The following is a 13,730-nucleotide window of genomic DNA, read 5'->3' as shown; positions in this document are numbered from 1 at the left end:
CATTGAGGGGAGTGGGATGACGTAGTAGCCTGCGAATGGGTTAATTATCATTTCGGTCGGGATTGTTAGATAACCCAACTCCTACTTTTACCGCAGCAAACAACATAATGCACAGAGCGGTAATGACGGTAAATACCAATGAAAGGCTGGTAATCATAAATTTTCTTCATTTCAGATGGATTTGATTATTAGACTAAGGAATAAAGGAAAAGTTCAGGGTAAATATCATAGTATTTCCCGGAAGAAATATCGAAGCGGGTCATTGTATACCAGAGCGGACTGCAGAGAGCCGTATCGAAGAGTGGCGGAGCAACGGTCTCAACGGCCCCTGTTGTAAACATCCCGCATAATCGTGCCATTCACATTTAGAGATCATCCGGCATAACCAATCTGCCAACGAAGGAGATCGCTATGCGTAAAGCCCGTTTTACTGAGCATCAGATCATCGCTGTGATTAAGTCGGTTGAAGGCGGACGAACTGTTAAAGATGTCTGCCGGGAGGCCGGTATCTCTGAAGCCACCTACTACAACTGGAAGTCCAGATACGGCGGCATGGAGGCTTCTGATATTAAAAAGATCAAGGATCTTGAGGACGAGAACCGACGTCTCAAACAGATGTTTGCCGACCTGAGCCTTGAGAACCGGGCGCTGAAAGACGTTATCGAAAAAAAGCTTTAAAACCAGCCTTTAAGCGTGAGCTGGTCACTCATCTGATAACGACATTTGGACTCAGTATCCGTCAGGCCTGCCGGAGTCTGAACCTGAGCAGAACGGTTTACCATTACCGTCCGGATACCACGCGTGACGAACCTGTTATTGTCGCGTTGCAGGCAGTGGCAGAGCGATACCCACGATACGGTTTTCCAAAACTTTTCCAGGTTCTGCGGCGGCAGGGATACCCGTGGAATCACAAAAGGATCCATCGTATTTATTGTCTGCTGAAGCTGAATTTTCGCCGTAAAGGCAAACAACGGTTGCCGGTGCGTAATCCCTCGCCACTGGCCACACCGGAAGCGCTGAACCAGAGCTGGTCTGTCGATTTTATGCATGATGCTCTGGTCTGTGGCCGTCGTTTTCGCACGTTCAATGTCGTTGATGACTTTAACCGTGAGGCATTGTCGATTGAAATCGATCTGAATCTGCCAGCTTTGCGCGTGGTCCGTGTACTCGAGAGGATTGCGGCAAATCGCGGCTATCCGGTCATGCTACGCATGGATAATGGTCCGGAATTTATCTCTCTGGCACTGGCTGAATGGGCAGAGCAACATGCAGTAAAACTGGAATTTATTCAGCCGGGTAAGCCGACGCAGAACGCTTTTATTGAGCGCTTTAACCGGACATACCGTACAGAAATACTCGATTTTTATCTGTTCAGAACGCTGAATGAAGTGCGGGAAATTACGGAGAAATGGTTGTCAGAATATAACTGTGAACGCCCGCATGAATCACTGAACAATATGACACCGGAGGAATACCGACAGCACCATTATTTGGCCGGGATCTCAAAAAATGCATGGAACTAAAACGGGTCTATTTACACTGTGGCTGCAAATATCTATCTTGGCAAACGTCGTCATCTACCCTGTGATATCCCCCTTTTGGATAAAAAATAGGAAGATAAATTAAATGGTTAAATTTTATCCAAACGTGGTACAGTGAATCTCATTCATCGAAAGGGTAATCATCATGTCTCTCATCGATTACGCAATGAAGTACCTCGGCGGCGTATCGACGACTACTGTCATCTGCCCGGCCTGCGGCTTACGTTCATCCCAATCTATTTCTAAAATTCGCCTTAAGCAGACAATGCTGTGCCCTGGCTGTAAAACACTGTTTGTTTCACCACGATAATCCTGACACTTAGTTGCACCTAAACCCGGTGTTCTATACTTAAGTCAAATCCCGGCAGCTGTTAAATCCCTGATGCCTTACGCCCATCCTGAGAGAACGTTTCTGAACTGATTTCGCAACTGCTCCTGCATGCTAACTCTGCATCAGAGCAATGCTATGAAAATGAACCCCAGGGCGTGGTTTAACCGCTCCCATATTCCGATGAATGCTCCCGAAAGCGTAACGTTTTCGGCGAACGATCCTGCCGGTGAAAGCACGCTGCAGTCAGAACTCTTTTCGACCGCCCAGATGGAACGCTACGGTCAGAAGCTCGCACGGACCCATAAATTATCGCCGGATAAACATCCTTATTATCTTCTAAAAAGACTCGGCGAGAATGAGGCCATCATTACCCAAAGTTGTTATGAGCTTAACGCGGGTAAAAAGACCAGTATCATGCCTGCCGGGGAGTGGTTACTGGACAATTATTATCTGATTGAGGAACAAATCCGCACTGTCCGCCAGCACTTGCCGAAAAGCTTTGGTAAAGGTCTCCCGTCGCTGATGTCGCCGCTGAATTGCCCACGAATTTACAATATTGCATCAGAGGCCATTGCTCACGGTGACGGGCGCTGGGATGCCGCCAGCCTGACCAGCTATCTCACCGCCTATCAACAGGTGACCCCGCTGACATTAGGTGAAGTCTGGGCGTTACCGGGAATGCTGCGCCTGGCGCTGATAGAAAATCTTCGTCGTATCAGTATCGAAGTGATCAAAGCGCAGCAGGACAGAACGCTGGCTGATATGTGGATAACAAAGATTTTCGGATGTGCAGAGAATGCCCCTGGCGATTTAATCATGGTGGTTGCCGATATGGCACGCTCCCGACCTACGTTAACCAGTGCGTTTGTCGCAGAGCTGGTGCGGCGCCTGCAGGGGCATGGCAATGCGCTGTCGTTACCTCTGACCTGGGTTGATCAGTGCCTTCGGGAACAGGGGATCACCACCGACGTTCTCATACATAATTTCAATCAACAGCTTGCCGCCAGCCAGCTATCTGTCAGTAACAGTATCGCGGGTCTGCGATTACTGAGTGAAACGGATTGGGCTGATTTCGCCGAAACGATAAGTGTCGTCGAACAGGCATTACGCAATGATCCTGCCGGTATCTATCCTCGGATGCACTTTAATACCCGGGATCATTACCGGCACGTTGTTGAGGTCCTGGCCAGAGACAGTGGTCTCAGCGAGCCTGACGTTGCTGACAGGGTGCTGACGCTTTCAGGAAACAGTGCTCCCGATACACTGGAACATCATGTTGGTTATTATCTCGCAGGCGAAGGTCGGCAGGCGCTGGAAATTCATCTGTTAGCAGACACCTCAAGGCTCATGCGCTTGCGGCACAGTTTCAACAGAATAACCCTGCTGTCATGGCTTGGAAGCCTGGCGTTGTTGACAACCGCAACGACCGCAGCGATTTTGCACGAAACAGCCATGCAAGGCGCAGACTGGCTGTTAATCGCGGTGATATTCCCTCTGATTATCGCTGTAACTCAGTTGATGAGCGATTTACTCAGTGACGCCACCACCCGTTTTCGCGTTCCTCGCCCCTTGCCGCGGATGGATTTCTCAACCGGCATTCCCCCTGACAGCGCCACTCTGTTAGTCATCCCCTGCATGCTGACCAGCCACGCAAGTTTCAGCCAACTCCTCACCAGTCTTGAAGTCTGCTGGTTGGGGAATGAAAACGAAAATCTCAGGTTTGCGCTGCTCACTGATTTCGCTGATTCTGCAAATGAACCCTCGCCGGAAAGCCAGAAGCTGCTCAGACAGGCGATCGCCGATACGCAGGCGCTGAATCGCCGCTATCCCTCCAGTCGCCCACGTTTTTACCTGCTACACCGCCAACCTGAATGGAACCCCGCGGAAGGAACGTGGATGGGCTATGAACGCAAGCGGGGAAAACTGGCGTTACTGAACAGCTGGTTGCGCCATCCGGGGACACAATTCGTCAGCGTTGCAGACATGCCTGCTAACCTTTTACCGGGCCATATTAAATACGTCATTACCCTGGACAGTGATACGGTGCTGCCGCGAGATACGGCGCACAAACTGGTCGCGACGATGGCGCATCCGCTGAATACGCCAGAGTATGATCCGGTACGCCAGAGGGTTGTCAAAGGATTTGGCATTTTACAACCCGGCCTTGCGGAGGAGATACCACGCAACGGTCAGGGACGTTACGCCGCCATGCGCAGCAGCATACCGGGCAATAATCCCTATTCGATGATGTCTTCGGATATCTATCAGGATCTTTTTGGGGAAGGATCGTTCGTGGGGAAAGGGATTTACGATGTTGACATTTTTATGCAGGCCACGGCCAACACCTGCCCGGAAAACCTGGTTCTCAGCCATGATCTACTCGAAGGATGCTATGCACGTTCGGGTCTGCTCAGTGAGGTGTTACTCTATGAACAGTACCCGAATAATTATCTGTCGGATGTTGCACGCCGTTCACGCTGGATCCGGGGTGACTGGCAACTGCTTAACTGGCTGAAACCACGTGTCAGAAGAGCCGATGGAACCCGGGCCAGGAATCCGCTGACCGCGCTTTCTTACTGGAAATTACTCGATAATCTGCGTCGCAGTCTGGTCGCCCCCTCATTACTGGTATTGCTGTTCTTCACCCTGCTTGGGGTACCTAATCCGGTTTACTGGCTGGGCGTACTGTCGCTGATATGGCTGTTGCCAACCATCCTCTGCATCACCCATGACCTGCTGCATAAACCTCTGCGTCGCCGCCTGAAGCCGCATCTGTTACTGGTAGGGGCGGGCGCGCTGAAGCGTTTGTCAGGTATCGGCCTTAATTTTGCGATACTGCCGCACGAAGCCGGATATTCGCTAAAAGCGATCGCCGTGACGTTATGGCGATTGGGGATCAGCAGGCGTCACCTCAGCCAGTGGGTCAGCCACAGCCAGGACAGCAATCAGGCCGGACCCACTGTCGCGCGTTTTTATCAGGCGATGTGGCTGAATGTTGCATGTGGTGTGATGCTGATAATACTGACCGGACAATTTGCTCCACAACTGCTGGGGATTGCGTTGCCGATCGGTTTGTTATGGTGTGTGGCACCGCTGCTGATGAGCTGGCTGAGTCGTCAGCCTGCGCGTAAGGTGTTTTCGCCCAATCCGGAACAAAAACAGCTGTTGCGCCAGACAAGCCGTGAAATCTGGGCGTTTTTTGAAACCTTTGCCACAGAAAAAGAGAACTGGCTTCCGCCTGATAATTACCAGGAAATACCGCAGCCGACGGTGGCCCATCGAACTTCTCCTACCAATATTGGCCTTTCCCTCATGGCTAACCTGACGGCATGGGACTTTGGCTACCTGCCCGGCGGGGAAGTGCTCCGGCGCGTGTCGCTCACGCTCGACACAATGGATAAAATGGAGCACTACCGGGGCCATCTCTACAACTGGTATGACACTCGTACGCTGGCCCCCCTCAGCCCACGCTATATCTCAAGCGTCGACAGCGGCAACATGGCAGGGCATTTGTTGACGCTGCGTGCAGGGCTGTCCGCCATGCGTCATCAGCCAGTTTTAAATCGCCAACAGATACTGGCAGGACTGAACGATACGCTGGATATTCTGGAAAAACAGTGGGGTCAGAACCCGCCTGACAGCTTGCGGTTGCTGCGAAAACACTGCCTGAGCGCGGTGTCGCTCTCTCCGCAGACATTTTTCAGCGAGCTGAAAAATATGCGCACCCAGTGCAATCACCTGAACACGCTATGCCATCAGGGATCTCCTCTTCAGATGCGTTGGGCAGGACATCTGGAGCATCAACTGGTTCAGCTTTGCCATGAGTGGTCGCTGCTGCTTGGCTGGTTACCTGCATCCTGGAACGAACAGACGCTGCCGACTTTGTGCGAGCTTGCCCGCGCAACATTTACTGGTGTAGGAACCCCCCCGGCGTCAGCGACGGAGCAGGCCCGGATGCGACTCAATATTATCACTGAACTTGAACAACGGCTGGATGAGCATGCCCGGATGGATTTCGCCTTTCTGTACAGCGAAGCAACCAGTCTGCTCAGTGTTGGCTATAACTGTGACACGAATATGCCTGACAAGAGCCACTACGATCTTCTGCCGTCTGAAATCCGCCTGACCAGCTTTCTTGCCATTGCCACTAATCAACTGCCTCTTAAAAGCTGGTACGCGCTGGGGCGACTGTTCACCACCATTGACAATGAAACCGCCCTGATGTCTTGGAGCGGGTCAATGTTTGAATACCTGATGCCGAATCTGGTAATGCCCACCTGGCCTGGCAGCCTGCTCGATGAAATGAGTCAGTCGGCGGTAATGCGCCAGATTCATTGGGGGAAAGAACGCGGAGTACCGTGGGGCGTTTCAGAGTCTGGTTATCATGCTTTTGATGTTCAGCATAATTATCAATATCAGGCATTTGGTGTGCCGGGTCTCGGCCTGCGCAGGGGGCTTGCTGATGACATGGTTGTCGCCCCTTACGCCACACTGCTGGCGTTGATGGTCTCGCCACAGAAAGCCTGTGAGAACCTGATCAGGCTGCAAAAAAATGGCGCACATGGTGAATACGGTTTTTATGAAGCGCTGGACTATACTCCCTCACGCCTCGCAACCGGTCAGCTCTATGCGGTGGTTCAGTCCTGGATGGCGCATCACCAGGGCATGGCGTTTCAGGCGCTGGCTCATGTGCTACTTGACGCCCCGATGACTGAACGCTTCATGTCCAGTACGGTCTTCCGATCAGCGAGCCTGCTGTTACAGGAACGCGTGCCGGATGCAGTCGATCTGTACAGTCCGCGCCGTCATTTTGAATCTCATGAGGGCAGGGTCAAACCCGTTCGCTATGAACCCCGTATTTTCTATGGCGTGGACACGCCGGCCCCGGATATTCAACTGCTGTCCAACAACCATTATCATCTGATGTTGACCACGGGCGGCGGCGGCTATAGTCGCTGGAATAATATTGCGCTCACGCGCTGGCGCAGTGATACCACCCGCGATAACTGGGGAGCATTCTGCTATATCCGCGATATACAGACGGGGAATGTGTCGAGCAATACCTGGCAACCGACAGCCCACACCAGCGGGCATGACGAGGAAGTGATATTCACCGATGCGAGTGCTGAATTCAGACGCACTTTCGATGGGCTCAGCGTCAAAACTCAGGTTGTGATCTCCCCGGAGGATGATATTGAGTTGCGACGGCTCACACTGATTCATCGTGGTCGCCAGCCTCGCTCTCTGGAACTGACAACCTATGCCGAAGTAGTACTGGCGCCTGAAGCCAGCGATCTGGCACACCCGGCATTTAGCAATCTGTTTATTCAGACGGAACTGGATCCTGAGCGTGACGCTATTCTTTGCCACCGGCGCCCGCGTTCACCGGGTGAAGCGAGTCCCTGCCTGTTTCACATGATGGTGGTGCATGGCGATAACCGTCATAACGTTTCGTTTGAAACAGACAGGGCAAAATTTCTTGGCCGTGGCAGAAACCCTGCGGATGCCCAGGCAATAAAGGCAGGCGGGGCGCTCAGCAACACGTCGGGGTCAGTGCTGGATCCGATCCTGGCAATACGCCACACCATCACTCTGCAGCCGGGGCAGCCGGTCACGATTGATATCATTTATGGCATCAGCGAGACCCGCCAGCAGAGCCTGGCGTTGCTGGAAAAATACCGCGATTACCCTATCGCTGATCGCGTCTTTGAACTGGCCTGGTCTCACAGTCTGGTGGTATTACGCCAGATGAACGCCAGTGAAGATGATGCCACTTTGTTTAATCGTCTTGCCAGCGCGGTGCTTTACCCTGTCCAGGAGCTGCGCGCCGAAGGCCAGGCGATCAGCCGCAACCGGCGTGGTCAGTCCGGTCTGTGGGGCTGGGCAATTTCAGGCGATCTGCCGATAGTGCTGCTCAGTATTACCAGCGAGGAAAGTATTGCCTCAGTGACCACACTGATTCAGGCGCACCGTTACTGGAGACAGAAAGGACTGGATGTTGATTTGGTTATCCTGAATAACAGTCCCGGCGGCTACCAGCAGGGCTTACAAAATCAGATTATGGACTTAATTTATGCCGGGTCTGAAGCCAGTCTGCTGGACAAAACGGGCGGTATTTTTGTTCGTAATGGCGAGCATCTCTCTGCTGAGGATAAGTTGCTTTTGATGAGCGTGGCCTGTCTTTATCTTGATGACCGCACAGGCAGTATCAATGAGCAGCTTAATCAGCGTACTCACACCCTTAAACCTCAGGCCAGAGCACTCATTCCACGAGCTGTGCGCGAGCGTAATCAACATACGGACTGGAGCCCCGATATCAGTCAGTTATGCCATTTCAATGGGTACGGTGGATTTTCTCAGGATGGTCGGGAATATCAGATTGTCCTGCGGGAAGATGCGCAGACACCGGCTCCCTGGTCAAACGTACTGGCAAATGCCCGTTTTGGCACTGTGATTTCAGAGGCGGGACAGGCCTACTCCTGGTACGAGAATGCACATGAATACCGGTTGACACCGTGGGAGAACGATCCGGTGAGCGATCGCAGCGGCGAGGCGTTTTATCTGCGCGATGAAGAGAGCGGTGAGTGTTGGTCACCGACGGCTTTACCTGTTCGCGGACATGGTGATTACCTGACCCGCCATGGTTTCGGTTACAGCGTGTTTGCCCATCGAGAGAATGGTATAGACAGCGAGCTGACGGTCCTGGTTGCCGAAGAGGCGCCGGTTAAACTGGCGCTCCTGACGCTCAGTAACTCTTCGGGTCGGACACGCAAACTTTCCGTCACCGGCTATGTGGAGTGGACGCTCGGAGGAACACGAACTCGTTCAGCCCCTCACATTGTGACACATGCGGCCAGACCGCCTGGCGGCTGCGGAGTGCTGGCGAACAACTTTTATGGCGATAACGGTAGCGGTCGTACTGCCTTTTTTGCCGTCAGCGGTAATGACTGTTCGTTGACCGGGGATCGCCGGGAGTTTATCGGTCGTAATGGTTCTCTGTACGCCCCGTCGGTCATGAAGCTACGCAGGCTTTCAGGTAAAACGGGCGCCGGTCTGGATCCCTGCGGGGCAGTACAATCGGCGGTAACATTAATTGATGGCGATCAGAGGACGTTTATTTTTATCCTCGGCGCAGAGGAGAATCATATTCGAGCTCAGGAGACGCTTGCCCGTTATATGAATGAGGAGACGGTCCGCGAGGAGCTGAACCGGGTTCACAACCACTGGCACAATGTGCTTGATAAAATTGTGGTTAACACCCCCGACACATCGGTAAATTTACTGGTGAATGGCTGGCTATTGTACCAGACGGTAGCCTGTCGCCTGATGGCTCGCAGCGGTTACTACCAGTCCGGCGGCGCATTTGGTTTTCGCGATCAACTGCAGGATACGCTGGCGCTGAGTCATGCTGATCCGAACCGGATGAGAGAACAGATAATCCTGTGTGCATCACGGCAATTTATTGAGGGTGATGTACAGCACTGGTGGCACCCGCCACACGGCAACGGGGTGCGCACCCGCTGTTCCGATGACTATCTGTGGCTTCCGCTTGCCGTTTGCCACTATGTTGAAACGACGGGGGATATGGATGTACTGGAAACATGTATTCCTTATCTGGAGGGACGTCCGCTTCAGCCTGGTGAAGAGTCTGCCTATGATACGCCGGTGATCAGCGGTACCGAAGAGACTCTCTGGTTACACTGCGTCAAAGCCATTAAGTATGGACAACAGTTCGGGGAGCATGGTCTGCCGCTGATGGGGGCGGGTGACTGGAATGACGGCATGAACCGGGTGGGGATCGACGGCAAGGGTGAAAGCGTCTGGCTGGGCTTCTTTCTGTTCGACATTTTGCAGCGGTTTGCGGCGCTGGCTGATCGTAGGCTGGATGAAAGCGTCGCCTCAATGTGCCGTTCGCAGGCTGTGCGCCTGCAAAACAATCTCGAAGCCCACGCCTGGGATGGTGAATGGTACCGGCGTGGATATTTTGACGATGGTACTCCCCTGGGGTCGAAAGCCTCACAGGACTGCCGTATTGATGCGATTGCCCAGAGTTGGTCAGTATTGTCCGGGGCCGCTAGCCCGGGACGGTGCGCAAAGGCCATGCAGGCGCTGGATAAGCACCTTGTGGATAGCGAGGGGGGACTGATAAAACTATTAACACCGCCTTTCGATGGGCACGGTCCAAATCCGGGTTACATACAGGGCTACCTGCCTGGTGTGCGGGAAAACGGAGGGCAGTATACACATGGCGCTATCTGGGCTGTGATGGCATTTGCCCGAATGGGGAATGCCGAACGTGCCTGGCAACTCTGGTCCATGCTCAGCCCGATAAATCATACTCTGAATGTGAACTCCGTCGGGATTTATAAAGCCGAGCCTTATGTCATGAGCGCTGATGTCTACAGCGTCGCTCCCCATATCGGACGTGCCGGATGGAGCTGGTATACCGGTTCATCAGGCTGGGCCTGGCGTTTACTTACCGAGGAATTACTGGGGATAAAACGTTCCGGTGCTGACCTTACGGTTCATGCCCGGTTGCCGGATGGGTGGCCGTCTTTTTCTATGACTTATCAATATGGCGAAAGCCATTATCAGATTAGTGTCTCACACGGCGATGCAGAATATCGCGTTACACTGGATGGTGTTCTCCTCCCTGATGACAGAATACCGCTGCGGGATGATGGACAAAACCATACGGTTGAGATTATTCAGAACTGACACTGAGTCCGGACGCGCATTAACGTCTGCCGTTAATGCGCTGATTATCCCTGAGAACCTCAATCGCTGTCTGCATGGCGATTTTATCATCTCGTTTTTTTTGCTTGTCCTGCATGACCTGAAGGTATTCCAGCAAAGTTCGGGTATTAATAGGTCGGCCCTGTTTGCCCACTGCCAGCACGGCTTCGCCAAGAATAATTTTCACTGGTGGCAACTGGGCCGGGTACCAGTCAAGGGTGTCTTCTGATTTCATGATAAATTTCTCACGGAAGGGTATTATATCATAAATCAGACGTTTAATTTTCAATATCTGATATCCTGATTTAATCATAAATTAACATAACTTAAGCCAGTTATTTTTATATTAAGGCGTATAATAATTACTGTATTCCTCAGAGAATTATTTATGTCTTATACAAAAGGACTCAGGCACTTTAAAGAAAGACCGGTGCATGTTGCCTGCCCGGTATGCGCATACAGAGCCGATCAGAAAGCAGGTAAACTAAGAAAAGATGCGGTTCTGGAGTGCCCTGCCTGTGGGCTGTTGTTCAGACCATCAGAATGCTGGTGTATCGGCGGCTGATCGGCTTCTGCCACCTAACGTGAGTGATGTTGGGAAATGACAATATTGCTCCTGTACTGTAGTTTGAGAGGATATGATGATGAAATCTAAAAAATCTATTTTTATTGAAGGACATATCCTTTCGAACAGCTGTCATGGGCAGGTTGGTCAATCTTTCTGTATCCACAGGGCCAGGTTTAATAATGGTAAATATGCGATTATCCGGGAAGCATCCGGAATATGTTTCAAGCCTGGCGAAATTATTCAACGAAACGATTGCGAGTGGTTTTATAACCTTACCAAAATTCGCCTTCTCTCATTTGAGTACCTTGAAGATGATGAATCCAGAAGACAATTTCTTGAATATCGATAATAAATTCATGCGTATCATGACGGCATATTTTTGCGCGTTTACAATTCCTTTCTGATTTTACAAATCTTATCCCCGTTCGTGACCTGGCATGCAGTTTACTTGAGGGTAAACTGCATGCCATGATCATTTTAACTTTTTAGGTAATATCGGTTAACTATCAATGTCGCTAACCTTCTTGTTCAGCAAGCGGGAGGCGCGCCAGTAGATCAGCAGCATCAGACCCATGACGATGGTCAGCGTAATGCTGGTGGCAGCACCGAACGGCCAGTCGCGGATGTTCAGGAACTGAACTTTAATCACGTTGCCAATCAGCAGGTTTTTCGCCCCGCCCATTAAATCGGAAACGTAAAACAGCCCCATTGCGGGCAGCATAACCAGCAGGCATCCGGCGATAATTCCCGGCATCGTTAACGGAATAATGATGCGGGTGAAGGTCTGAAGTTTACTGGCGCCCAAATCGCGCGCGGCTTCCAGCAGCGGTTTATCGAGCTTTTCAATGCTGGAATAGAGCGGCATCACCATAAACGGCAGCAGGATGTACACCAGGCCGATAATCACCGCGCTGGGGGTAAACATGATGCGAATGGGGGTATCGATCACGCCGAGCCACAACAGAAATTCGTTGAGGTAGCCCTTGGTACTGAGGAATATTTTGAGTCCGTAGATGCGAATAAGCGAGTTGGTCCAGAACGGAACAATCAGCAGGAACAGCAGCAATGGACGCACTTTTTCCGGCAGTTTCACCAAAAACCAGGCAAACGGATAGCCGAGCACCAGACAGGCGAGCGTGGCAATCAGCGCCATATTGAGGGAGTGAACCAGTACCTCAAAATAGAGCGGATCGAGCAGGCGTGTATAGTTTTCCAGCGTAAAGACCATTTTGACGAAATTGGCATCGTCGCGGGTCAAAAAGCTGGTGCCGATGATCATCAGGTTGGGCAGAAAGACAAATAACACAAGCCAACCGACAATGGTGACGATCACCACACTCTGGAATTTACTTGTGTTCTTCATCAGCCAGTACGACCTCCCAGCTTTCTACCCAGTTAATCGCCATTTTCTGGTCGAGAGAGTGGTCAAAGTCAGGATCGTCTTCGTTGAAGAATTCACTGACCATCACCATCTTGCCATTTTCCAGTTCCACAACCGACTCCAGCGTCATGCCCTTGTAGTTGCGTTCACGCACGTAGCCGATCAGGCCTTCGATATGATTGTCGTCGTTGATTTCATCAACGCGCAGATCTTCAGGGCGTAACAGGACGTGCAGCTTCTGTCCGGGAATCACCGCGAAGTTGACATAAATATTGCACTCACGACCTTCAACGTTAGCACGAACGCGCTGTTCGTCCAGACGTTCTATCACCGTCGCGTTAAACATGTTGATCTCACCGATAAACCCGGCGACGAACAGATTTTTCGGCTCTTCGTAGATTTCGCGCGGCGTACCGTCCTGCTCAATCTTGCCATCGCGCATCACCACGATACGGTCTGACATGGTCAGCGCCTCTTCCTGATCGTGAGTGACAAAGACAAAGGTGATACCAAGCTTACGTTGCAGCGCTTTCAGTTCGTTCTGCATCTGCTTGCGTAGTTTGTAGTCCAGCGCAGAGAGAGATTCGTCTAACAGAAGTAAACGGGGTTTATTGACCACCGCTCGGGCAATCGCTACGCGCTGCTGCTGTCCACCGGAGAGTTGATGCGGTTTTCGCTGGGCGAACTCTTCCAGTTGCACCATGCGCAGAGCTTCGGTAACGCGGGGAGGAATGTCGGCTGCGGGCGTTTTTTGCATGCGTAAGCCAAAGGCCACATTCTCAAATACGGTCATGTGGGGAAATAACGCATAGCTTTGGAAGACGGTGTTCACGTAGCGGTTTTCCGCCGGAACGTGAGTGATGTCCTGGTTGTCCAACATGATATGACCGGAATCAACCGTTTCCAGACCGGCAATCAGGCGAAGAACGGTTGTTTTACCGCAGCCAGAGGGGCCAAGCAGCGTGAGAAACTCGCCATTATTGATGGTCAAATCCAGGCTGGAAATCACCTCTTTGCCATCGAAACTTTTGCGAATTCCCGCTAATTGCACCAGTGGAGAAAGCGAACGCGGTTGTTTATTCAATTTTTTACTCTGTCCCATGTAAACGCAACGGATGGCTGACCGCTGCGGGGTTCGTGGTTAACCACCTTGATGACTCTTAATGAGGGCCG

At 51.8% G+C, this 13,730-nt stretch carries 6 protein-coding genes; 3 read left to right on the top strand and 3 right to left on the bottom strand.

The genetic code is table 11. The annotated features are described in order from the left end of the window. Positions 1-411: 411 nt before the first annotated feature. The 3 genes from HV037_RS14815 to HV037_RS14810 all read left to right on the top strand — a co-directional run bounded on the left by HV037_RS14815 (position 412) and on the right by HV037_RS14810 (position 10,590). Positions 412-1,523, top strand: a protein-coding gene (locus tag HV037_RS14815) for an IS3 family transposase (protein WP_103283726.1) whose coding sequence is annotated in 2 segments (ribosomal slippage) — positions 412-673 and positions 673-1,523 — 1,113 coding nt in all. Because the reading frame shifts where the segments join, the coding sequence is not laid out codon by codon here. A gap of 163 nt (positions 1,524-1,686) precedes the next feature. Next, entirely contained in the window at positions 1,687-1,851 is a 165-nt protein-coding gene (locus HV037_RS24450; protein ID WP_175299807.1) for a YnfU family zinc-binding protein, read from the top strand. A gap of 156 nt (positions 1,852-2,007) precedes the next feature. Next, positions 2,008-10,590 (top strand): glucoamylase family protein, encoded by an 8,583-nt coding sequence (locus tag HV037_RS14810; protein ID WP_103283926.1) that lies wholly within the window; start codon positions 2,008-2,010, stop codon positions 10,588-10,590. Positions 10,591-10,609: 19 nt separating this feature from the next. On the opposite strand, the gene HV037_RS14805 is transcribed toward HV037_RS14810, so the two are convergent. The 3 genes from HV037_RS14805 to potA form a co-directional block, all read right to left on the bottom strand. Next, complete coding sequence (locus HV037_RS14805; RefSeq protein ID WP_029139493.1) at positions 10,610-10,843, bottom strand: hypothetical protein; 234 nt, start codon at positions 10,841-10,843, stop codon at positions 10,610-10,612. Positions 10,844-11,675: 832 nt separating this feature from the next. Continuing rightward, entirely contained in the window at positions 11,676-12,539 is an 864-nt protein-coding gene (gene potB / locus HV037_RS14800) for a spermidine/putrescine ABC transporter permease PotB (RefSeq protein WP_016150058.1), read from the bottom strand. Further along, complete coding sequence (potA, locus tag HV037_RS14795) at positions 12,523-13,659, bottom strand: spermidine/putrescine ABC transporter ATP-binding protein PotA (RefSeq protein WP_016152695.1); 1,137 nt, start codon at positions 13,657-13,659, stop codon at positions 12,523-12,525. Before potA ends, potB begins: the two co-directional genes overlap by 17 nt. Positions 13,660-13,730 lie beyond the last annotated feature (71 nt).

It is taken from the genome of Citrobacter sp. RHBSTW-00017, assembly GCF_013797615.1.
GTDB classification, from domain to species: domain Bacteria; phylum Pseudomonadota; class Gammaproteobacteria; order Enterobacterales; family Enterobacteriaceae; genus Citrobacter; species Citrobacter braakii.
Note: the sequence above shows the minus strand (reverse complement) of the source record. Positions and strands in the feature narration are given on the sequence as shown.

Bases quoted from the DNA above. Each gene is read 5' to 3' on its own strand.
- HV037_RS24450 (WP_175299807.1), top strand. From the start codon at position 1,687: ATGTCTCTCATCGATTACGCAATGAAGTACCTCGGCGGCGTATCGACG.
- HV037_RS14810 (WP_103283926.1), top strand. From the start codon at position 2,008: ATGAAAATGAACCCCAGGGCGTGGTTTAACCGCTCCCATATTCCGATG.
- HV037_RS14805 (WP_029139493.1), bottom strand. From the start codon at position 10,843: ATGAAATCAGAAGACACCCTTGACTGGTACCCGGCCCAGTTGCCACCA.
- potB (WP_016150058.1), bottom strand. From the start codon at position 12,539: ATGAAGAACACAAGTAAATTCCAGAGTGTGGTGATCGTCACCATTGTC.
- potA (WP_016152695.1), bottom strand. From the start codon at position 13,659: ATGGGACAGAGTAAAAAATTGAATAAACAACCGCGTTCGCTTTCTCCA.